Annotated in this window: 22 protein-coding genes and 1 tRNA gene; 3 read left to right on the top strand and 20 right to left on the bottom strand. The window is 44.9% G+C overall.

All coding sequences use genetic code 11. The features are described 5' to 3' along the window. The 3 genes from VQ643_RS04440 to metG all read right to left on the bottom strand — a co-directional run bounded on the left by VQ643_RS04440 (position 1) and on the right by metG (position 4,269). On the bottom strand, positions 1–786 hold the full coding sequence (locus VQ643_RS04440; RefSeq protein ID WP_414198076.1) for a VacJ family lipoprotein: 786 nt from the start codon (positions 784–786) through the stop codon (positions 1–3). Continuing rightward, the gene (locus VQ643_RS04435) at positions 779–2,080 is read right to left on the bottom strand and encodes a serine/threonine protein kinase (RefSeq protein ID WP_414198075.1); all 1,302 of its coding nucleotides are present in this window, start codon (positions 2,078–2,080) and stop codon (positions 779–781) included. Before VQ643_RS04435 ends, VQ643_RS04440 begins: the two co-directional genes overlap by 8 nt. Positions 2,081–2,226: 146 nt before the next feature. Beyond that, a complete protein-coding gene (gene metG / locus VQ643_RS04430) occupies positions 2,227–4,269 on the bottom strand; it encodes a methionine--tRNA ligase (protein ID WP_414198074.1) in 2,043 nt (680 codons plus the stop codon). A gap of 170 nt (positions 4,270–4,439) precedes the next feature. Between metG and apbC the strand changes: the two genes are divergently transcribed. Further along, positions 4,440–5,522, top strand: a complete 1,083-nt coding sequence (gene apbC, locus VQ643_RS04425) for an iron-sulfur cluster carrier protein ApbC (protein ID WP_414198072.1) — start codon at positions 4,440–4,442, stop codon at positions 5,520–5,522. 60 nt (positions 5,523–5,582) lie between these two features. On the opposite strand, the gene VQ643_RS04420 is transcribed toward apbC, so the two are convergent. Continuing rightward, positions 5,583–5,795, bottom strand: coding sequence for a cold-shock protein (locus VQ643_RS04420; RefSeq protein WP_414198071.1), 213 nt, complete (start codon positions 5,793–5,795; stop codon positions 5,583–5,585). A gap of 316 nt (positions 5,796–6,111) precedes the next feature. Here VQ643_RS04420 and dcd point away from each other — a divergent pair, with 316 nt between their 5' ends. Both dcd and VQ643_RS04410 read left to right on the top strand, forming a co-directional pair. Beyond that, entirely contained in the window at positions 6,112–6,678 is a 567-nt protein-coding gene (gene dcd, locus VQ643_RS04415; protein ID WP_414198070.1) for a dCTP deaminase, read from the top strand. 55 nt (positions 6,679–6,733) lie between these two features. After that, positions 6,734–6,810 (top strand) — tRNA-Asp (locus VQ643_RS04410). 323 nt (positions 6,811–7,133) lie between these two features. On the opposite strand, the gene VQ643_RS04405 is transcribed toward VQ643_RS04410, so the two are convergent. The 16 genes from VQ643_RS04405 to VQ643_RS04330 form a co-directional block, all read right to left on the bottom strand. Then, the gene (locus VQ643_RS04405; RefSeq protein ID WP_414198069.1) at positions 7,134–9,296 is read right to left on the bottom strand and encodes a phage tail protein; all 2,163 of its coding nucleotides are present in this window, start codon (positions 9,294–9,296) and stop codon (positions 7,134–7,136) included. Continuing rightward, positions 9,286–9,513, bottom strand: coding sequence for a hypothetical protein (locus VQ643_RS04400; protein ID WP_414198068.1), 228 nt, complete (start codon positions 9,511–9,513; stop codon positions 9,286–9,288). Before VQ643_RS04400 ends, VQ643_RS04405 begins: the two co-directional genes overlap by 11 nt. Beyond that, the gene (locus VQ643_RS04395) at positions 9,513–9,743 is read right to left on the bottom strand and encodes a hypothetical protein (protein WP_414198067.1); all 231 of its coding nucleotides are present in this window, start codon (positions 9,741–9,743) and stop codon (positions 9,513–9,515) included. Before VQ643_RS04395 ends, VQ643_RS04400 begins: the two co-directional genes overlap by 1 nt. Positions 9,744–9,751: 8 nt before the next feature. Beyond that, on the bottom strand, positions 9,752–10,567 hold the full coding sequence (locus tag VQ643_RS04390) for a phage BR0599 family protein (RefSeq protein ID WP_414198066.1): 816 nt from the start codon (positions 10,565–10,567) through the stop codon (positions 9,752–9,754). Beyond that, entirely contained in the window at positions 10,548–12,257 is a 1,710-nt protein-coding gene (locus VQ643_RS04385) for a hypothetical protein (RefSeq protein WP_414198065.1), read from the bottom strand. Before VQ643_RS04385 ends, VQ643_RS04390 begins: the two co-directional genes overlap by 20 nt. A gap of 2 nt (positions 12,258–12,259) precedes the next feature. Further along, positions 12,260–13,102 carry a hypothetical protein gene (locus VQ643_RS04380; RefSeq protein WP_414198064.1) on the bottom strand — a complete coding sequence of 281 codons (843 nt, stop codon included), beginning with the start codon at positions 13,100–13,102 and terminating at the stop codon, positions 12,260–12,262. Further along, complete coding sequence (locus VQ643_RS04375) at positions 13,102–13,947, bottom strand: hypothetical protein (protein WP_414198063.1); 846 nt, start codon at positions 13,945–13,947, stop codon at positions 13,102–13,104. Before VQ643_RS04375 ends, VQ643_RS04380 begins: the two co-directional genes overlap by 1 nt. A gap of 30 nt (positions 13,948–13,977) precedes the next feature. Further along, complete coding sequence (locus VQ643_RS04370) at positions 13,978–17,601, bottom strand: tape measure protein (protein ID WP_414198062.1); 3,624 nt, start codon at positions 17,599–17,601, stop codon at positions 13,978–13,980. Positions 17,602–17,727: 126 nt separating this feature from the next. Further along, complete coding sequence (locus tag VQ643_RS04365; RefSeq protein WP_414198061.1) at positions 17,728–18,195, bottom strand: DUF6631 family protein; 468 nt, start codon at positions 18,193–18,195, stop codon at positions 17,728–17,730. A 3-nt stretch (positions 18,196–18,198) separates the two neighbouring features. Next, positions 18,199–18,966: a hypothetical protein gene (locus VQ643_RS04360; RefSeq protein WP_414198060.1), complete on the bottom strand. Its 768-nt coding sequence runs from the start codon at positions 18,964–18,966 to the stop codon at positions 18,199–18,201. After that, a complete protein-coding gene (locus VQ643_RS04355; RefSeq protein WP_414198059.1) occupies positions 18,959–19,144 on the bottom strand; it encodes a hypothetical protein in 186 nt (61 codons plus the stop codon). Before VQ643_RS04355 ends, VQ643_RS04360 begins: the two co-directional genes overlap by 8 nt. Continuing rightward, on the bottom strand, positions 19,126–19,593 hold the full coding sequence (locus VQ643_RS04350) for a hypothetical protein (RefSeq protein WP_414198058.1): 468 nt from the start codon (positions 19,591–19,593) through the stop codon (positions 19,126–19,128). Before VQ643_RS04350 ends, VQ643_RS04355 begins: the two co-directional genes overlap by 19 nt. After that, entirely contained in the window at positions 19,593–20,009 is a 417-nt protein-coding gene (locus VQ643_RS04345) for a gp436 family protein (protein ID WP_414198057.1), read from the bottom strand. The genes VQ643_RS04350 and VQ643_RS04345 overlap by 1 nt, the downstream gene beginning before the upstream one ends. A 4-nt stretch (positions 20,010–20,013) precedes the next feature. Next, entirely contained in the window at positions 20,014–20,415 is a 402-nt protein-coding gene (locus tag VQ643_RS04340; protein WP_414198056.1) for a hypothetical protein, read from the bottom strand. A 45-nt stretch (positions 20,416–20,460) separates the two neighbouring features. After that, positions 20,461–21,378, bottom strand: coding sequence for a Mu-like prophage major head subunit gpT family protein (locus VQ643_RS04335; RefSeq protein ID WP_414198055.1), 918 nt, complete (start codon positions 21,376–21,378; stop codon positions 20,461–20,463). Between the two features lies 1 nt (position 21,379). Continuing rightward, on the bottom strand, positions 21,380–22,492 hold the full coding sequence (locus VQ643_RS04330) for a phage protease (protein ID WP_414198054.1): 1,113 nt from the start codon (positions 22,490–22,492) through the stop codon (positions 21,380–21,382). Positions 22,493–22,692 lie beyond the last annotated feature (200 nt).

Raw genomic sequence — 22,692 nt, 5'->3', positions numbered from 1 at the left:
TTACTCGGCTGTTTGTACTTCACGTGCTTTAGTGTAGATATAACGCACCGCTTCATATTCAAAGGGGGAGTTGAGCTTACCGTAAGCCATATCAATGCTGTCGCGAATGTTAATAGCACGTAATCCCCATAATTCTAAATGGCGATTAGAAGCGCTGGCATTATTAAAGGCATCCACAGCAGCACTGATTTCAAAGTCTACATATAACCCAAGACCGTCACGTACATTCGACGGTCCCATAAATGGAATAATGATATAAGGACCGTTAGGCACACCATAGAAAGCCAGTGTTTGTCCAAAGTCGGCACTTTGCTGTTCTAACCCCATTTTGGTTGCTGGATCCCAAATACCAAAGACACCAAAAACAGTATTAAACATAAAACGCGCAGTGGTGATGCCAGCTTTACGCCCTTTAAATTGAGCAACACTATTAAAGAAAGTTGGAATTTCACGTAAATTGCTGGTGAAGTTCTGAATACCTTTGCGCACCGGCTTTGGCGTAACATAGCGATAGCCACGCACAATAGGCAGATAAACATATTGGTCAAAACGATAGTTAAATTGATAGGTGCGCCGGTTAATGTTTTCAAAAGGATCATATACATTAAGTGCATCTATAGTAGAGGCAACAAATTCATCATGCTCACCTTCTGGCACAAAGGTGAGCCGATCCAATGGGTTTTTATAACCATCAGCATCAATGTTAGGCGTATTGGCGCTAGCAACAGCTGTAAAAGATAAAAGACAGGCTAGAGCAAAGCCGCAGGCTAAGTTAAGTTTAGTCACGTAGGAACTCCAGCATGTCGTTAGCATTTACAATGTAGTCAAAGTTTCCACAATGCCCACCATAAGGATAGAGGAAAAAGCGCTGATCGCCGAAGGTTTCACGTAAATAACCTAAATCGCCTTTACCTAAAATAGGGTCATCAGCGTTATGCATTACTGCGATTTTGTTTGATGTTTTTAAATAATCAGTAATGGCATAAAGGCTGGTTTGATGAATAAGCTCATCAAGTGAATTGCCTTGGTACTTTTCTTTCCAAAAGGGTAAAAGCTGAGTTTCTAAATAACACTCGAAATCGCACATAAGAGCTTTTTTAAAGAAAGGCGTTAGACTGGTGCTATTGGTAATACGTATATCTGCTGGTGTATAGAGCCCGCGTTGGTTAATTAAGTCAGCGGTAAAACTAATATCGGCAGAAAAGAAGCGGAACATACTGCCAATGAGCATGGCCATTTGGTTGTCATCTAAACGCTCTGGTGAGTTCTGAAAATCAAAAATAACAGCTTCATCAATATTAAAGTTGCCACGCTTCTTAAAGTACAGCGTTAACTTGTCAAAGATAATTTGATAAAAGTTGCGTTTATCATTTTCATTCTTAATTTGAACGTCTACCAATGAATCTAGGTTTGACACAGAGGTGAACAAGTTAACAGGTGGGTTTAGTAAGAGTACTTTTTTAAAATTAAATGACTGTTTTGTTTCATCAATATGGCTTAAAAAAGCAGCATCTAATGCGCCTAGGCTATAGCCTGTTAGATACCAGTCGGTAGTTTGTAATTTACCATGCTGCTGAACACTAATGGCTTGCATTACACGGTATAAATCTAGGCTATCTTGTGGTGTAAAGCCTGGCGTAGCAGTACTTGATGCAGCGGCCATAAAGTCGTAGCTGGTAGGCGAAGAAATTTGAATAACATTATAGCCATCGCCATAGAAAAGCCGTTTTAGATACTCAACCGTGGTGGTGTCATAGCGTGAGCCTGTGCCAGCAATAATAAAGATTGTGGGCGCGGCATGTTTTTGTTTAGCTACTCGATATTTAAGATGCTTTACTGCCCAAAAAGGGGCTGGAAGCTTTTCTTCACGCTCAGGCAAAAGTCTAAGCGTAAAGTCTTTTTGATCAATAGCAGAGTAACTCGGTAGTTGTGGATGCAGTACGGAGGGGGTTGAAGCAATAGTTGACTCAAAAGGATTAGTTAATGGATAACCATAGCTTTGTTCGTCATAGGTTTTAGCCAAACCAGATGAGGTAAAAAATAAAAAACACAGACTCAGCAGTGCAGGGATTTTCTTCATGGAAAACTTCCGAACATGTGAATCTAGTAAAAGATTCAGCCGTTAATTAGTCGAGGGATACTCCTACAGCTATTGGAATACTGTCAAGTTGTAAACAGCGGATTAGCTTCCTACCACGCATTTCTACGTGGTAGGTAATTGTATCTTTACATTACGCGTTGGCCTGGAATTGCACCTTGGTCAGGGCTGAGTAAGTAAATTTCGCTGCCACCGGGGCCAGCCGCTAATACCATGCCTTCTGAAATACCAAATTTCATTTTGCGTGGTGCTAGGTTGGCAACGTAGAGTGTTAGACGTCCTTCTAGCAAGCTTGGATCAGGGTAGGCGCTTTTGATTCCTGAAAATACATTACGTTTTACTCCGCCTAAATCTAAGCTTAAACGCAGTAATTTATCAGCACCTTCTACAAACTCCGCTTTTTCAATCAGTGCAATGCGCAAGTCAACGGCTGCAAAGGCATCAAAATTAATTTCCGCGGCTAAAGGCGCTTTATCAAGCTCGCCATTAGTAGTTGCTGCTGGCGCTACGTTCGTTTCTAAAAGATCTTGTTTGGAGGCTTCTGTCATTTTCTCAATATCTTTCATATCAATACGTGTTAGTAAAGGTGTGAACTCATTAAGTTGATGATTGATGAGGTCATTCGGTAAATCTGCCCAAGTAAAAGCTTTAACGTTTAAGAAGTTCTCAGCAGCTTGAGTTAGTTGAGGTAAAACGGGTTTTAGTAAAATGACTAATTGGCGGAATAGATTAATGCCTAATGAACAGATAGCCTGAACTTCGGCTTGTTTGCCTTCAACTTTGTTCATCGCCCAAGGCGCTTTATCTGCAATATAAGCATTTGCAAGGTCTGCTAAAGCCATAATTTTGCGCATAGCTTTAGCAAAATCACGGGCTTCATAAGCACTGGCAATCTCTGCTTCAGCTTGCGCAAATGCCTGTGTTAGCTCAGGCTCTTGGGCGGGCTGTGTAAGTACGCCATTATTACCTTTATGCACAAAGCCAGCACAGCGGCTAGCAATATTAACAACTTTGCCTACCAAGTCAGAATTTACTTTTTGGGCAAAATCCTCAAGGTTTAAGTCTAAATCTTCAACCCCAGTGCTCAGTTTAGAAGCGTAGTAATAACGTAGATACTCTGGATTTAAATGGTCTAAATAAGTACGAGCTTTAATAAAGGTGCCGCGTGATTTAGACATCTTAGCGCCATTTACGGTTAAATAACCATGCACGTTGACTCCAGTAGGTTTGCGTAAGTTAGCGCCATGCAGCATCGCTGGCCAAAAGAGTGCATGGAAGTTGGTAATGTCTTTACCAATAAAGTGGTATAGCTCAGTGTCTGTATCTTCTTGCCAGTAACTATCAAAATCTAATTCTGGGCGGCGCGCGCATAGATTTTTAAAGCTCGCCATATAACCGATAGGGGCATCTAGCCAAACGTAGAAAAATTTATCTTTTGCCCCTGGTATTTCAAAACCAAAGTAAGGTGCATCACGTGAGATATCCCATTCCTGCAAACCGCTGTCGAGCCATTCAGCCAGTTTGTTGGCAACAGATTCTTGCAATGTTCCGCTGCGTGTCCACTCTTGCAGCATGCTTTGAAAGTTAGGCAGCTTAAAGAAAAAATGCTCAGAGTCTTTCAGTACAGGCGTTGCACCCGAAATAGTTGAGTATGGATTTTTTAGCTCAGTAGGTTGATAGGTTGCACCACATTTTTCGCAGTTATCACCGTATTGATCGGCTGTTGCACACTTAGGGCAGGTGCCTTTAATAAAGCGATCAGCCAAAAACATGCCTTTTTCAGGGTCATAGTATTGGGTGACATTGCGGCTAGCAATGTGTCCTGCGGCTTTAAGCTTTAGATAAATCTGTTCTGATAACTCGCGGTTCTCAGGGCTGTGAGTACTGTAGAAATTATCAAAGTCGACATGAAAATCTTTAAAATCGCTGTAATGTTCTTCACGAACATAATCAATTAGCTGTTGAGGGGTAATGCCTTCTTTTTCTGCACGTAACATAATAGCTGAGCCGTGGGCATCATCGGCGCACACATAAGTGCAAAGATGACCACGCATTTTCTGAAAGCGAACCCACATGTCAGTTTGCACATACTCAAGCATATGTCCTAAGTGGATTGAACCGTTGGCATAAGGAAGGGCGCTGGTAACAAGAATTTTGCGTTGTTCGCTCATAGCTATCTTTTATAGTTGGTGAATGAAAAATAAGAACAAACAACTATATAGCTAAGCTTGTTTTTTTGCATCTTTAAACTGCTAAACGAGAGTTTGAGCAAAAAACGTGGATATAGCTTTGTAAGTATTTGCGCTACTATAAAGGCATTCGACGAAGGTAGGAGCTACATATGAGCGTTACCCCAGAGCAGATTGAAACAGTACTGCGTCAGTATACCGACCCCCATTTAGCAACTGATCCTGTAACAGCAGGTTGTATTCGCCAAATCAAAGCAGATAACAGCCAAGTACAGATTGACTTAGTGCTGCCTTATGCTGGCGACTTATTTAAAGTAGGCTGGGCGCAAGTTCTTGAAATGGCTGTAAAAAACGAGCTTGGTTGCACGGATGTACGGGTTAATATTAGCTATCAAATTCCTACGTATCAGGCAGCTGATACGCCGGCATTACAGAAAGTAAAAAACGTTGTTGCCGTGGCTTCTGGCAAAGGCGGTGTGGGTAAGTCAACTACAGCGGTTAATTTGGCATTAGCTTTAGCTCGAGAAGGCGCTAAAGTTGGCATGCTAGATGCCGATATTTATGGCCCTAGCCAAGGCATTATGTTTGGTATTACCCCAGGTACTAAGCCAGAACTATGCGAAATAAATGGGCAGAAGTTTTTTGTACCCATTAAAGCGCATGGAGTTGAAGTAATGTCCATGGCTTTTTTAGCAACAGATGATACACCTATGGTTTGGCGTGGCCCTATGGCGTCGGGAGCTTTACTGCAACTGATTACACAAACCGCCTGGGGTGAGTTGGATTATTTAGTAGTGGATATGCCGCCAGGAACAGGTGATATTCAATTAACCTTAGCGCAGAAAATTCCTGTAGCGGGCAGTGTTATTGTCACAACACCACAAGATATTGCCTTGCTTGATGCGCGTAAAGGTATTGAAATGTTCAACAAGGTTAATATTCCAGTACTTGGCGTAGTAGAAAATATGGCGGTGCATATTTGCTCTAATTGTGGTCATGCGGAACATATTTTTGGCGAGGGCGGCGGTGAGCGTTTAGCTGAGTTATATGGCATCGACTTATTGGCTTCATTACCATTATCGCTAGCAATTAGAACGCAATGTGATGGCGGTAAACCAACGACTATTGCTGATCCACAAAGCCAAATTGCAATGATTTACCAAGAGCTAGCCCGCACAGTAGGTGCTCGTTTAGCACAAAACCAAAGCCAAATGCCTACTATTGAAATTGGCTAACATGATTGCAGCATAAAAAAACCCGTCACAAGTGACGGGTTTTTTGCATTCGGCTAGAAGTTAAGCAACAACTTGAACTTCTTCTGCTTGCATGCCTTTTTGACCGCGAGTAGCAACGAAAGTTACTTTTTGGCCTTCTTTCAGAGTGCGGAATCCTTCAGATTGGATAGCGCGGAAGTGAACGAATAAATCTTCACCTTGCTCTTGAGTAATGAAGCCGAAGCCTTTTTCGTCGTTAAACCATTTAACGGTGCCAGTTTGACGGTTAGACATTTCTGTCTCCTTGATCATAAGAATTAAACAGGTGTAAGCCTGCGGGTGTTACTGAGCGCAAGGAGTTACCGGAGTCTAAATTCTTAGCACAGCCAAGCCTTTATGGAATCGCGTTACAACATGCAGCAGCAGCAAACCTATACTCTACCTGTTTTTTCGCTAAGTGCTATAGTTATTTTGGTTTAGTTGTAAAAAAAGCCCGATAGATCAACTTTTTATTTAGATTTCTGTAAAGAATCATACCTGCTTTGCTTTCGTAGTAGAGCGCTGCTTGATAAGATGCACAGCAATTTGTCTTGTCGTGGAAAGAATGTTTATGAGTATTAAATCAGATAAGTGGATTCGTCGCATGTCGCAAGAACACGGCATGATTGAGCCTTTTGTTGAGCGTCAAGTGCGTAATGAAGGTGATGAACGTATCATTTCTTACGGCGTGTCTAGCTATGGATATGACGTTCGTTGTGCGGATGAATTCAAAGTATTCACTAATATACATTCTGCAACAGTTGACCCTAAAAATTTCGATGAAAAAAGCTTTGTTGATATCAAAGGACCCGTTTGCGTTATTCCGCCTAACTCATTTGCACTAGCAAGAACCGTTGAGTATTTTCGCATTCCGCGTAACGTGCTGACTATTTGCTTGGGTAAAAGTACGTATGCACGCTGTGGTATTATTGTTAATGTCACTCCGTTAGAGCCAGAGTGGGAAGGGCACGTGACGTTAGAGTTCTCCAACACTACTAATTTGCCTGCTAAAATTTATGCGTATGAAGGCGTTGCTCAGATGTTATTTTTAGAGTCAGATGAAGAGTGTGAAACCTCCTACAAAGATCGTGATGGAAAATATCAAGGGCAAACAGGGGTTACTTTGCCTAAGGCATAAAGTGTGTAAAAGTTGACAGTAGCCTAGGCTGGCTATATAGTGCGCGCCACGTAACGCAGCGGTAGTTCAGTTGGTTAGAATACCGGCCTGTCACGCCGGGGGTCGCGGGTTCGAGTCCCGTCCGCTGCGCCATATTTAAAGCCCTTATGTTGAAAAGCATAGGGGCTTTTTTATTGCACAAAATCTATCATGCATAACTCAAGCAGCCAGTAAATCTAAGCATTGAGGCAGTTATACAATCACTAAAAACATCCAAGTATTCCTTGTTAAATAGATTTGGTCTGTATCTTATCTTATTTTATTAATGGCTTATCAGGTTGCTCACTTAATTAAAAGAGCTTATTGTAGCGCGGCGGTTGTTTTGTCGTTGATTTGCGCATTTATTGTCATAGCATAAAGAACAATAAAGACAATAGAGCTGCAAAATATACGCGTCCTTGCGTTTAATATTCTCTCTACATCTCACTGGGCGTGTATGCGAAAGTAATCTTATTACTTTGCCATGATCTAAGTCCGTTACGCTCTGAGTACAGCTCTAATACCACTTCGCCTTGATAATCTGTTTCTATGGTTGTAGTGGTTGCAGCCATGGCTGTAGTACTGGCTAGTAGCGTGTTGTTGTCTTTGCGTAGTAGTCGCACGGTGTAAGTTGTTTCGGGTTCTGGGCCTATGCTTTGCATGTAGTAGTCAATCATTTGATCTGCTTGCAACAAGCGGTCACGGTGTGCCCAGGTAATGATAATCGAGCCTTGTACTTGGCTTGGATAATACTCGCCATTGATCTTGACGTTAGCAGGTGGGTACGGCCTAGCTTGACGCTGCTGCATAGTGAGGCTGTCTATTGCCGCTAGCACAGGATTGAGCGTGGCTTCACTGGTACGCGTTATTACTCTGGCTTGTACCGTGGTGCTAGGTGCGTATTCTGTTTGATCAATACCTACGGTGTCATCGTAAAACCATATTTCGCTACCGGCATCATGCGCAGTAGGTACTGTATCTACACAGCCACGTCCTACTTTGATTTGACCTGCCGCTACATCTATATAGTCAATACGAACAATCTCATCACCTATGATTGCAGCCGAGCCAACCTCTACATCAGATAACACCAGCATGTCACCACTGACAAACAGTGTGTTGTTTAGTGCATCAATAGCAATTGATAGACGCAATAACTCGGCAAAGCTAGCGGTGTCTTTGTTTTCCCATGCACCAACGCCAACCCGCGTTTCTAAATCATAGTTTTGGTGCAAGCTGGTTGGTTTAATAGCAAGACTAGTTAAGTAGCAAGCAGTACTAGGAATAAGGTTCACCTCAGCTTCGGTGGTCATGCTAACGATATCACGCCAGTTACGCTCTATTAGTTTACGTTTGTAGGCAACTTGTGGGGTGCGGTCAGGCGCAACCCATTGCGGCGGTTGTGCTTCAGATATACTTTGAGCAGGCATGCCAAATACATCTTGCACCACAGTAATCGTCATCTCACCACTGCTTAGTGTGCCATCCTCAACACGGCCTGCGCGTACAATAAGGTTGTTAATACCACGCCGTTTACTACTAATACGCAGTGGCTTACCTGGCTCAATTCGCCAGCCACGCCTATCTAGTTTAACTTTGAAACGTTTAAGATTAGCCGCACGTTGGGCTAATTCTCGGTTGGCAACACGTCCTGCTAGTTCTTCGGTAGGGATACCTGAATAATCCAGTGATGTGGTGATCACTTGCCCATCCGAATGAATAGCCGCAAGGTTGCGTTCGCGCCATTGACGGTCGTTATCTGTGATTGGATCATGCCAGCGTAAGATCAGCTCGTTAACTGCGCCAGAGCTTGCACCGTTATCGTCCTCTTCTATTGTGAGCAAGCCGTTTTCTTCATCGAAATAAGGCAAACTATCTACGTCATAATCATCACGAATTAAATCTAAGTAGAACAATCCGTCAAAGCGGCTTTGATAAAGGCTAGCGCCTATGTGGTTTACAATGGTTTCCACAAAGGATTTAACCGCTTCTTGGCGTGTCCAGCGAATACATAAACCAAAACCCTCTTGGGCAAGACGATCAGCAGCTAAACGAAAAGACGCATCGCTGAGTAGTGATCTATCCATACCACCACCCCAGTCACGATTGGTTAAGCATTCGTAAATAATATGTGCAGGATTCATTGCATGAATTTGCCCATCTTTTAATGGTATCGTGGCTTTTCCTGCATACCACGTATTATCACCATCCCAGCCTTTAGTGGTGCGACGCAAGCGGATTTTCCACGGCTTTATATAAGGGTTCATCGCAGCAATTAAGCCGTCATAAAACAGACTTACAATGCCGCGAAAAGCAGGTACATCACCGCCTAACATACTTTTTAAAGCCGAAGGGGCTTGCTGTGTTTTTTCACCCATCATTAAATGCAGTGAACCTTGGATGCCACCTTCTTTTTTTTCGCCGCCAAAAAGCCCAGGCTTATCTATATAAATAGTCTGCGTTTGATTGGCATTGCCTTTATAGATTTGCTTTCCATCGGCGGTGATTTCTACCAGCTCGTCAACAGGTCCACGGCACGCACCCATATGGATGCCCATGTAGTATTTATAACCAATAACCACACTTTTCTTACTGCCCATAAAGTTCCTTCCTTGCATGTGCCACTAGCCGTAGTGCTAAGGCATCTTGAGTGGCTTCTAGTTGACTGGCGTAAATACCGCCTTGTTGAACTGCTTGTGCCCAACTAAGCTGATAACGTTGACAAAACTGGCGCGCACCGCGATGACAAAAACCTTGCCCTACGCTTAAACCTTGCACGCTATGCAGGTGCTCAAAAGTGACAAGAAAATCAGTCATTATTTACCACTCTTTGTTTTTATTTTTGATGTGCGTAAGTTGCCATAACTAAGCACCTGCCAGCCGCTAATCCAGCAATCACCAAAGATCACACTTTGCTCTGTACCTTCATCCGTATTGGGCATATTGAAGTCGTCAATAGCGGCAGGCTTAGGGGATTTTGGCTTAGGCTGCATGGCGTAGCTAACAATGAGCGATACCACCAAAATCGCAATTTGGTAATAAATCATAAAGGCTCCTAGAAGATATTTTGGCCGTAGGGCGATTCGCCCGCCAAATGAGGGATGCCGCCAAAGTTGTCTAAGTTATTGAACGACTTGCAGCCGCTGGTAGTTTGTTTGCAACCCGGATAAACACGTATTTCAGCACCTAGCGCCAAGCCTGTTGTGCCACCTAATAAGAACAGTTTGCTTTGCTGGTGTTGTTGAATGCCGCGGCGCTCATAGCTGCCGCCAGCTAGCATCCATTCCACATAGCCACCTGTAAAATAGCCAGCTTGATAACCTGCAAACGCGCCATTCTCTAACATGGCGCCATCCATATTTTGAATACTGCTTTGCACGCGATAATGGTCACGATTCACGCCACAGGCTACTGAATATAAAGCATGTGGGCAGCTACGTTCCCAGCACAAACGTAAGCCCGTCATATCCATGCGTTCTGACAGTTGCGCGCAAGTAATCACGCAGCTTTCAGGTTTTGGCCAACCAACATTGCGCACTTCGCCTGCATAGATAACCACAAAATCATCGATGCCAAAATGGCGCATATAAATAGTGATAAAAATAGGGCTAGAAGGCGCGGCACCACGGTATAACTGCGCTACTTCTAAACTAGCAGGTGCGGTAATTTTTAAAGCATCAGCTGTGCCTTGACCTGTCTGTTTAATACCACTATCGCTAATACCACCCACTAAACTTTTAAAGATTTGATTATTATGGGTGATATCACGATCTGAGCTGTTATAAGTAAAGCGCAGTACATCGCGCCTAAACTCATACAACCGTATGGGCTGTGCATCAGCTAAAGATTTTTCAATTTGGTTGAAACTCATCGTCACGCACGCCTCTAAAAATAAGGCTAGTTTGCGCGACTCCTTCTGAGTCTGTTAGATGTTCTATTTCAGCAGTGTCACTGTCGCTACGGCATAGCATTAACCAACTTATGCGCCGTACTTGATGTGGTTCTATTTGTTGTCCTAACGGGCTATCTAATGCTAAACGCTCAACTGTAGTGCTTTGTTCGGCGCTGGCCACAATACGCCGATAAAATACTTCACCTGTGTGCAGTTCAATACGGATATCACGACGCCCTGTGCGTTGTTGGCCGAAGCGGCTGTAGCCGATATAAGCGATATCTAACACAGTGCTGGCACTAGTTACTGTATCGACAAGGGTTAAATCATCGTTAAACGTGGGAATCCATAACGCTTTTTGCCTGCCGTTTAACGCATAGAGTAACGCTTTAAACTGAGCATGTTGTTTACGTCCATGCAGTAGCTTTTTGTAGCCTTGCACAGGTAATGCACGAGCGCCGATATCTTCATTTAGTGCAATGGCGCTGCCGTTATCTAATGTAGCTAACAAGCGTGCATAACTTAGGGTTAAGTCTTCACTTTGATTTGGCTCTTGCTCAAGCACAGGATAGTTACGGTACTGAGCGCTGGGCATTTTTGCGCTGTAGTTGTTTTGTTCGCTGACTTCAAAGCGCACAGCCAGTGTTTGCAAGTTATCTGACTTGCGTGCCGCTTGCGGCGCTTCTTTAAGCTGGGCGCTACGCGCTGGGTAAAGCTGCGTTCCTGCTGGCCAAGCTTGTTGGGTTGGGCGTTTAAGTGTTAAGCCGTTGGTTTCAACCGTTAAAATCTCTACCGTTTCATAACTAAAAGCCGTTAAACCGCGCAGAATAGCTAGGCCTTGTGCGTTAAAGTCAAGGTCTTCAGTTTGGCAAGGAATAAACAGCACTTCTGTATCCAGTGCTTGATCTAATTGCTGTACTTCATGCCAAAGTGGCAATGCCCAAATACGCGCTCCCCAGCCAAATAATGCCATTTCTAAAAACTGGCGTTCTTGTCCATGCACTATCATTTGCGCGTCAAACTCACGCCGTGGCGATAAGCGTAAAGCACGGCGTTGTTCTACCATGGTTTCGCTAGTCAGAATGTCAGTTGCCCAGATAAAACGCTCTTGTATATTGCCGCTCCAGTCGGGGCTAAAGGTCCAGCCAATAATGCGGTTAGCGGTGACATGTACAAAGGGAAATTCATCGCTAAAGTCAAAAGTGACTTTTGTATCGAGTACAGGCTGCCCATCGGGCGTGACAGACAGCTGATACACACGCTCTTTTAACGGCATATACAAAGTAGGCAAGCTGTCTTGCCCAGATACGGTTAAGCCTGCATCTGTGCCTGTAATTTTGCTCAGGGTTTTAGGCGTAAGGTGGGCATTCCAGACATAAACATCAGTTGTTTGGGTTGAGACGACGTTCCCTAAATCTAAGCGCTGTGGGGTGATATGAATACGGTAGTAAAAATCATCAAGATAGGCGTTTAAACGCACGCTTTTAATCGCGTGCGGATTCGCTAACACAGGTAGATTACTTTTAATTTTAGCCGCACCTGGACTACGTAGCGTAATAGACTCATAGGGCTGTTCAATAAACGCAAAACGGTATAGGTCCTTTGCGAACTGGGGGGCGGTAAAACCGCCTTGAATAGGCAACACATGTATGGCATCTAACTTAGCCATGTCTAAGGACCGTCATAGCGAATAGCCCAACCAAAGGTCCCCGTACTTAATGCTGTAACTCCATCCCTATCTTCAATGTTTTTATAAAACCACGGTAAAATTTTCCATTTCTCGGAACCGAGCATTACAATGGCACCAGGCTCGTAGTTATCAATACGTATATGACGCGCATGCTCAAGATCGACATATAAAACAATTTTGTTTTCTAAATGATTTTTATATCCGCGAATCGGAATGAGTGCAGACTCAGCATTCCATGCTGAAGGCTGTATTTTTAAAATCGGTTCCAGTACTTTAAAGCCAGGCATTTGTCCGCCTTTCCATTGCCACTCACTACCATCATAAATGAAGCTTGTACCCCCCCCCCATTGAGCACCCATAGCCCAAAACAGAGCGCTTACTGCTGTATTTGAGCCTATTGAGGCTCTCATACTAACTGAAATATTATTTTGTGATGATGCTTCAGGAAATGTACCCCCTAGCCAGAGATAATCACTATTTAATGTAGATATGCCGAAGGACAAGAACTGAAAATGTGAGACATCATATTCAATGACAAGATATACTTCTTGTGAAAATATGAATAAATGCACTTCAGCAGGAAATACAATATTAGTTTTTCCGTTTACATAACCTGTTCTCACATAAGCACTGTAGTTACCCTCATTCTTATGCTTTGCTCGTATACGTAAGTTATCTGCAAGTATGTTTAACTGAAGCTGCATAGTGTTTTTTGATAGTTGATTTTGTACGCTATCCCAAATCCATCCTTGCTCTTGGCAAGCATCAACCAGCAGGGTCTGAATAGCTACAATGCTGTTAGCTGTGCTTTTGATGTAAGCCATTATAAATCCATCCTTAACGCTACGTAATCAGTAAAACTTGTACGGCTAACATCTTGCATAACAACATAGTGCCGCCCATCGACATCCATTGTGTTTTCAACAGCATTATTAAAACCTGAGATATAGAAGATACCATCCAATGCACCCCACAAATTAGCTGTATTGTCGTGCAGTTCAATGGGAATTAATGGGTAGAGGCCATCCGTATCACGTAACTGAGTTGACCCCGCAAGCGCAGCATTCCCCCACGGATAACAATACACATTGCGCCACTGGTCATTTGTGCGTAGCGCCAAGCGCTGGCTATTACCTTTAAAGCCAAAACCGTGGTTTGTTGAAGTATCACTAAAGCGGGTACTCGGTGTGCCATTCAACATCCCCGCACAAACCACAGGATACGGATACTGCGACGGTCGTGCATAAGGCAGCATTTTGCCGACATAGCAGGTTTCATAAACGGGCGTACCAACTTTCATTGCCAACACAATGCGTTGTGGGTTTAGCGTTAGCCAGTAGTCAATGCGACGGTTATGTGCAGGAACGCCAGATAAATAAGCACCTGGTTGACGGTCAAAAGTATTGCTAGGTACATAGCCTGTAAATACTGCCGCGACGAGGTTATAAAAGTCGGCATTAGCGTTTTGATAAGTACGAAAACCGACAAAGATTTCTTCTTCGCCACTAAAACCTACACCTTTTAAAATCAGCTCGCGGTTTTCGGCGCTGTCGTCATAACGCAGTACTTGCCAGCCATTGGTGCTGGCAAAGTCTTTAATCGTGGCTAGCATGTTGTAGTGAGCTAGGTTGCCGTTGCTATTGTCAACATGCCCGATTTGATGCGGCATCTTTAATACCTCGTTAAACGAGGTTAAAGACTAATTAACCCCGAGAATGGATCTAAACTTTGCTGGGTCTTTACTGAGCGCTACAATCAGCTTTTCTTCGCTACCTTTGCCCCATGCGGCGCTCATTACGCGGTCTGGGTCATCCACCAAATAAAAGCTTTGTTGGTTGTGTAGCGTTGCATTGGCGCTCGGTGTAGCTACATCCGCAGCACCTAGTTTAGGTGCTGCAAATGCAGGTGCTGGAATACCTGCTAAGCCGCCTGTGGAATGCTTAACGCGCCTTGTCCAATCAAGTAAAGCGCGCATTCCTCTAGCGTTAAAATCACTGAGAAAAGCGAGCGCGCCAGGCTGTTTTACTACCGAAGCTCTTGTCACAAACTCATTGTTTGATAACCAAGCTGGAATAGAGTCTGACTTATCGGTGCCCGCGCCACGTACATGACCGCCTTCAGCAAAGGCGGCTGATGAAGAGAATGAACCTGCTAGTGATGCCCAAAAACCACCACCCGAACTTGCCATGCCACCTGCCGTACTCATAGCACTGCTTGCCCCATTTGCGGCACTAGCGGATGTAATAGCCGCTGCAAACGCTTGAGCACCTGTCATTGATGCTGAAGAAATAGCGGTACCCATGGCTGTGGCGCCCTGAGTGGATGCTGTTGTAATAGCTAAGCCTTGAGCACTTCCTGCATCGCCTTTACTAAACAAACTCATAATGCCACTGGTAGCAGTTTCGGCTAACCCTTGTGCTGCCATTTGCACCATGGAATCAAGTACCGCTTCAAGCAATGAGCGGATTGCATCGCGCAAATCCATTGTGCCTTTAGCTAAACCCGCAAGTGATTCAGAAATACCGTTTTGTAATCCATTGCGAAGCGCGTTTTGCAGTTCATTTGACGTAGTTTTTAACTGAATTAACTGGGCTTCTAACGTCTCTAATGTAATACGCGCTTGTTCGCCCAACGCCCCAGGTAAGTTCGCCATTTCGCGCAGCTGTGGCATGTAGCGTTCAACAATGCTGGCGGTTTGTTGGTGTAGTTCGGCAAGACGTTTGCGGCCTTCAATTTGCGTGATAAGCCCAGCGTTAACTTGCGCATCAATACTTTGCTCGCCGCGTTGTTGGGCGCTTAGGGCTTTGTCGACTTCGCTTTGCAAACCGTCCAACTGAATGCGTACTGCGTCCAATGGAATCAGCTGCTTGACTAAATCAACGCCAGCGCTGTTGCCGTTCTTGATCATCTCGCGTTGCATCTGTGCAAAACGTGCAGCACTTTCAACCATTGCCGCTTCAGTATTCTTGCCTGAAGCTTTTAACAGTTGCGCTTGTAATTCGGTAACGGCTTTGGCGTTGGCATCAGCTTGTTTCTTTTGCTCGTCAGCAGCAATAGTCGCCAGTGCAGACTGCGCGCGCGTTAGCATAGCGCCTGACAGTTTTTTCTCTGCAAGCTCATAAGCACGTACTTCAGCGGCTGTTTTATTTAGAATTGCTGCCTGACGCTCTAAACCTTTGACATAACTTTCTTGTGCTTTTACTTGCTTGTCTGTTACACCAGCTTTTAAATTTAAAGGAGTTGCTTTAGCTGCATTACGTAACTGAACTATATCTTTTTCACGTTCAGCACGTAACTTTATGCGCTCCTCACGCTCTTTTTGAAAACGTTCTAAACTAGCTTTACCACCATTAACAATCGCCTCTCGCTCAGCAAGAATATCGCTGAGTGATTCATCTCGAATACTATTCAGTTCAGCTAACTTTTCGTCTAAAAGCTTATCAATTGACTCTGCTGAGGTATCTGTAAATACGGATTTTATACGCTGCCCAGCCCAGACTGCATAAGCAATAGCTTTATCAAATAAACTAAGAATCTCAACTACAGATATTTTAATAAATGCACGTAAGTTGGCTGGCATTTCCTTGAATGCATTAGCAATAAAGTTACCAGTAGATGAGCCACTTTCAGCTAATCCTATAATATCAAGTTCCAATGATTGAATGTCCTTGCTCATAGCGTCAAAAACACCCGACCAAATTGAAAAAGACTCAATCAAGCCATCACTAAGACTTCCAGTGTCAATCCATTCTGCCAAACCAACCAACATTGAACTAAATGAGCTAGTAGCACCTGTAGCTTCATTTACCTCACCAATCAACTTAATAAAACTATTTCCCAAAACCGTCATGGCTTGAGAGCCTGTCACCTGCACCTTAGCGAACTGTTTATCAACAGCATCACCTTGACTTTGTAGTGCTTGAATAACATTTTGAGCTGAGAGCTTACCTTCAGATCCTAGTTTTCTAAGTTCGCCAACGGTTACACCTAAGCCATCAGCTAAGGTTTTAGCCAATGCAGGTGCTTGCTCAAGGACGGAGTTAAGTTCTTCACCGCGCAAAGTGCCTGATGCAAAGGCTTGCCCTAGTTGAATTAAAGCAGCGCTAGATGCTTGGCTTGAAGCTCCACTGATAGCTAAAGTTTTATTAATAATGTCAACAACTGAAGCAACGCCTGCACCTGATAGTTTTAACTCGTCCGCATTAGTGGCTATCCGCTGATATAACTCAGCTGTTGCATTAAGGGGCTGCCTACCATTTTGTGCGATTTGATAAACTGCATCCTGTGCATTAGCAAGTTCTTTAGTGCTAGATGTAACTAATGCTAAGCGGTTATTCATGGCTGTATAACTTTCAGTTGCTTTAGCCACTTCACGCACACCAAAGGCAGCAACAATGGTTTGAGCAAGACCTTTAATCATACTAGGCATCCCAATACCTGCATTAATACTTTGCTTGCTTCCCTTAGACTGAGCCTCTAGTTCTTTACGTTGTTGTCTGAGCTCCCTTAAAGAATTCTTGTAATTATCAACATCTAGACGGCCTTCTTTAAAGTGCCGACGTAGCTCTTGCTCTTGTTCTGATAACCGTTTCAAGCCAGTAGAAGTGGGATTGATCGTAGCTAACAGTTGCCTTAATGCATTACTCTGCCTGTCGGCTTCTGTTGCAGCACGTGCTGTAGCCGCAGCAGTATCTTTGTTTTCTTTTGAATTATTAACTGTATGAGTGCGCTTACTGTCTATTTTAGCCAAAGCTACTGCATAAGCCTCAGCATCAATACGCCCAGCCTTGAAGTGCTGATTGAGTTGATCTTGCTGAATATCTAACTGATTTAAAGCGCGCTCCGTTGGATCAATACTTTCTAGCAAGCGAACCAATGATGCTCGTTGGCTTTCGCTTTCTTCTGCCAATTTTGCAGCAGCTGCCGCTGCTTGTTCTTTGAGTTGAATTTGCTTGCGTTCCGCTTGTTCTTGTTCAGCATAAGAGCGCATCGCTGCATTTTGCGCATCATAAGTAGCTTGCCAATGCTTAACCGCTTGCTGTTGCGTTTGACTTAAGCCTTGGGTTTGCTCACGCATGGCTTGGGTAGCCTGCGCTTGCTCAAGGCTGGCACGGACCATTTGTGCAATACGGTCTTTTTGCTGCTCAGCGGTTTCACCCACGTTTGATAACGCGCCCGATAACTCTGAACTACTACGGCCTAATGCTTGGCTTTGCGCATTCACATCATTAAGCCCATTGGCCACTGAATCAAAGGCATCAATGGCTTCTTTCATGTCTGCTTGAATGCGCAGTGCCAGTTTTAAATTAGTGTTATCTGCCATGTTATTCACTCAGTTGCTTTAAGGCTTGGGTTGCATCTTTGCCGCCTGCAAAGCCCAAATTTACTGCTAATAGATCACGGGCTTGCTGACGGTTATCGGCTTTGATGGCTTGTTCAAAGTAAAGCGTTAGTTGTCTTGCTGTGTAGTCGCTGAGTTCGGCTCTGAGATGTCCGTGTCTGATGAGAGTGGCAAAGATGCGTCCCCAGCCAATGCTGCCTTGATCATTTTTGGACGCACAAGGCGGCGGACGAAAAAATTCTTATTCACTGACCACCATGTCAGTAGTAGCGCTTCACCTTCATCACCCGTGAGCTGATCAAAGTCGATGGATTGCTCACAGCTGGCTAAAATTACGGGTTGAATGGCATCAAAATGCTGGGCAATCACATCCAGCATGGCGTTAATACTGTCCGCATTACCTTCATATAGACCGTTAATTTGCGACAAATCATCTGCTAAAGCAGCTAGCTGACTGTTAAATTTAATTTGCTGACCAAAACGCAGTTCTTTAACACTAACGTCTTGCTCCCCAATGCGAATGCTCGCATCAGGGAACAGTACAGCAAGCTCTTCTACTTCTACTTGCTCTGACATGATTTACTCCACTTGAATGAGGCGGCCAAACTGACCCAGCGCACCATTAGCTGGCTTGCTACCATCGAGCAGTACGCCAAAGTTCACAGGCATGCCAGCCACTTCATTACCATCAGTAATCAGCGATAAATCTGTTAACAGTGATGGAGCGCATTTGTAGAACTCAGCAATAATAGGTGCGCCGTTTTCAGCCAAGTTAATGCCTTCATAACGCAGTGCAACATCAGGGCGTTTGCTAGTGCTTAAAAACGACACTTGCTTATTTGCAACGTATTTATAAGCCACATTGAATGGTTGCTGTAGTGCAGAATCTATGCTGTTAAAAACAATAGTCCCGTAAGCCTGATCAACAGTGTAGCTGGCTGGGTCGACGGTCACGGGGGATGCTGCACTATCTGTAATCACCACATCAGTGATACCAGGATTATCTAGCACAACCTCATCACCTGCTTGTAGCTCTGGCAAAGCTTCAGCGGTAACAGTACCTGCTGGGGTTTCTGTGGCTACGCCTGAAGTAAACAGCGCAAGGTTATCGGTAATAACACTATGTAGCACAGCATCGACCTTGGCTTCAGGTGAATAGCCAAACTCACGCACTTTGGCTTTTATGCCGCTGTAACTTTCACGGTGTGAAATGGTTTCTTCACTCATTGAGATTTTTAACGAAGAAACATCACCTACCCAACGCCAAGCACCTAGCTTGCCATCTGTGCCAATCATCGCAATTTTAACTTTGCCTTGGCCGTATAAGTACTGTTCTTGTTTAGACATTTTCAGTCTCCTTGCGCTGATTTTGAGCGCTTGATGCAGGCTTTTTACGTATCACGTTAGCCTGTAGTAAAAATTGAGCTTCTTGTTCACTGACTTCCAACGTTGCACCTACTGCATACTGAATACCTGCATGCGTGTGTGGTCGTTCAAGAGTGACTTTTAGTTTTTGGGTTGCCATGGTTTGCTCCGTGGGTAAACAAAGTTGGCTTGAAACACTAACGGGTAATAGAAATAGCCGTCGATGTAATCAGTGGGGGCTTGTTGTGCTGCTCGCACTAAAGGCGCTACGTCTTGAGCAGGTTTCCAGCCTGTGAGTGTTGCGAGTAATTGCCCTAAGTAAGGACCCGCTAAACGTCGTGCGCCGTAGCCATCGCCTGCGCTATCGCCGTAACTCACACAAAGCACTACTGCCCAATTTTGCGTTACCGTTTGAATGGTTTTTTGCCCGCCCTGATGAGACGCGCCTTGTGGCACCCAATCCCCCAGATACACGACAAAAGCGCTAGGTGTGCTGAGTGCGCTTTGGTCAACATCGGCTAAATCAGCAATGCCTTGCACAGTGAGCTCAGGTACTTGCTGTTGAATACGAGCAATAAGCAAGTCTTCTAAAAACAAGTAGTCGTCCATTACCAGCCACCTTGAGCAAAGTCGTTTCGCCCACCGCTGATTTGCACGTTATCTGCCACAGGAACCACATCGCCTGCCACATCTAGCCCAATACTGAGCTCACCCTTGCTAATACCTTTGAGCATGCGGCGGCTATGCTCAGCTGCACGCAATGCAGGGTGGTTTTCACCTAGATTTTTATGCAAGTTGGCATAGGCAATTGAACCTGCAATCCTTACCAATACACGTGGCACAGTCAGCAATGGCAATGGGTAGCGTCCTTGTAGATGCAGGTCTATTTCTGAGTCAGCATCTTCTAGCGCACGGTCGATCAGCACAGGGTTAATCTGTTTTGCAGGACGATTGTCATCGGTTAACTGCGCTAATACTGTTTCGCCATATAGCTCAATTAACTGGGCTTGAGTGCAATAGTTCATGGGCTTACTCGGCAATGTATTCAACATGCAAGTAAGGATCTGTTTCTAAAGCAGCTAGATCCACAGCATCCAACGCTTCACCTTCAATCAGTGTCGGTTCTCGTGTGAATACAAGGCCAGCACGGCAGCGGCGCTCTAGCTTGGTGTGTACCCGTACCCCGACCAGCGTTAATTGCTGCATGCCTTCAGGTTCAAGTTTAGAATCAGTGTCTGTTGTAGCAACGGGCTCTGGTGTTGACGTAGCTGCTGTTGTGGTTTCAGAAGTACTGGTAGTTTCGTTATCCACTTCCGTTTCAGAAATATCAGTAACTTCATTGCCGATATTGGCTGTTTGAGCTAATTCTGCTGCCGCTTTCGCCTTAGTAGCTTCTGCAGCTTTCTTTTGTGCAGCGGTTTGACTTGCCATTTCACTTACTCCAAAAGTGGACGTCCTTGTCCGTGGGTCATGGGATTACTTGTTTAGCCAGGCTACGTCGAGCACGTCGACTAAACCGTAATTTGGGTTATCGCCACCACCTGGTAACAGCGCAGTGCCTACTACCTTCTTAGCCGCAGCGCGGAGCGTGGTCGGCACAACTAATACCGTGGCTTTCACGTTCAGCGGACGGCCACCATCGGCTTTTAACGCACGCATGGCGTCATAAACTTTTTCGAAGTTTTCCGCGTTAAGTGGCAAGGTAGACATAGCGGCTAATTGCCATAAGCCATAGCCGACGTTGTTACGTGCGCGAATGCCGTATTGATATTCATCGGTGTTAAACACCACTGCATCGGTTTCACCTGTTAACGCAGTAAAGTTTGGCTTAATGCGTTCTTGATAAATCAGCGGTTTTAATGCGCGGCTGGTATCTAACAAGAACCATGCAGGCGCATCCGCATCAGTACCTGCAAACAAGTTGCTAACCATCACTGGTGTGCCTGTGCCATCCTCCTCTGGATACACTGGGTGCTCTGTATCAAAGAAGTTTTGGCCGTCATAACATAGGTTGCTGTCGCCTTTGGCTAGCAAGCTAAATACTTGAATATCAGGGTGGGCATTAGATGCGCGACCAGCTTCAATAAACAACGGTCCATAAATGCCTAAGTTGTCGTCTTCAATGTCGGTGCGCTTAACACCCACAGTCGATTCCCAAAGCTTGTTTACAATGTTGTAACCATGCTCTTTCATGTTTTGCACAACACGTGCGCCAATCCATTCACGCAATGCTGGGAACTGACCAAGCCAGCCGTAAGTATTGCTAGCGGTGGTGGATTTAATCACCGTGGCAATCTTGGTGTATTCACTTGGGGCTTGCTCTAAGCCATCTTGGAAGTACTTTTGAAAGCCAACACGTAAGCTTTGTAAAAGCGCAGCGGTAATAATCGCCATGTTAGTTAACTCCTTTTGCTTTCGCGTATTCAGCTGGGCTTAAGCCTGTTAGTTTCGCGGCTTCAAGCTCAGAGGCGGTTAAGTTGTGGTTAGCAGGGTCAGGCGCGCCGCTGGTTTGCAAACTAGTGAGTGCGGCAACACTAGGGGCTTGAGCGATAAAGCTTTTTAAGCTGCCCATATCCTTTGCGCCCAATTCACGTGCCCATCTCTCCATGCTTGGCATTAAGCGACCATCAGCCAGTGCGCTTTGCACCAAGCCATCTAGCTCGCCTGTGTTTAAACGAGCAGTTAATGCCGCGACTTGGCCTTGTAATTCAGTGACTGCTTGAATCGGCACATATTTGGCGGGGTCGACTTGTTGTTGCTTAAGTTGGCTAGCACAAGCCGCAATTTGCTCGCCTGTGGCGCTAGGTTCTAAACCAAGAGTTTGGCGTAGTTGCTCAAGCACTTGCTTGCTGCCATCAATAGCGGGCTTTAATGCAGTTAACGCAGCAATGGCTTGTTCTTGCGTGGCATCTTCCTTTAATGCCAGTGCGGCAATAATTGCCTTCAGTAGTTCATTCATGACGGGTTCCTCGTCGGATAAGAAATGACCGAAAGTAGCGGCAGCACGGCGCGCTAAAGGCTCCATGCCGTCGATTGCTGGGTCATTAGTGAGTGCGCCCATTAGGAACGCGAGCACGCGCCCGTCTGAGGCATAGCTAAAAACTGGGGAAAAATAGAGATACTCGCCGTCGGTAATCATCTGACGAGCGCGGTCTGTAAGTTCAACCAAACCCCATAGGCCTGAGCCTTCACGCCACTCAAAGTCGTAAAAGCGCCCCGCCGCAGGCGCAGGCTGGCCGTTTTCTTCTTTCTTTAGGGTTTGGTGCTCATAGTCCAGCACCCGTGGCGTGCCACGAGCTTTGGCGCGAGCAATAACCGCCGCAGCGATGGCGTGGTCGATATACCAAAACGGCACATCCATCGCACGCCCATCAGCAGGCTTAAATTGCCCCGCAGGTGTTAGCTGGATCCAAACGCGACCGTCTTCCAGTTGCGGCAACTGGAAAGAACAGGCGGCGATGGCGATATAGGATTTTGATTTGTTCATGCCGCCAATGATGGGCGGCATTTGGGGTGCGGGTAATTAGAAGGGGTTCAGCAGCTCAACTGACCTTAACTGACGCATAAATGAAAAAGCCCCAGCTTTTGGCTAGGGCTTTCTAAGCTGCTTATTCAGCAGTAAATCATAAAACAAACTAAGTATTTTCTAAGCTGCCTATGCGGCAGTAAGGTTTTTATATCACTAACAACTAAATAAAGGAAGCTACC

The organism is Pseudomonas sp. F1_0610 (genome assembly GCF_047470865.1).
GTDB lineage: Bacteria > Pseudomonadota > Gammaproteobacteria > Pseudomonadales > Pseudomonadaceae > JAZDRH01.
Note: the sequence above shows the minus strand (reverse complement) of the source record. Positions and strands in the feature narration are given on the sequence as shown.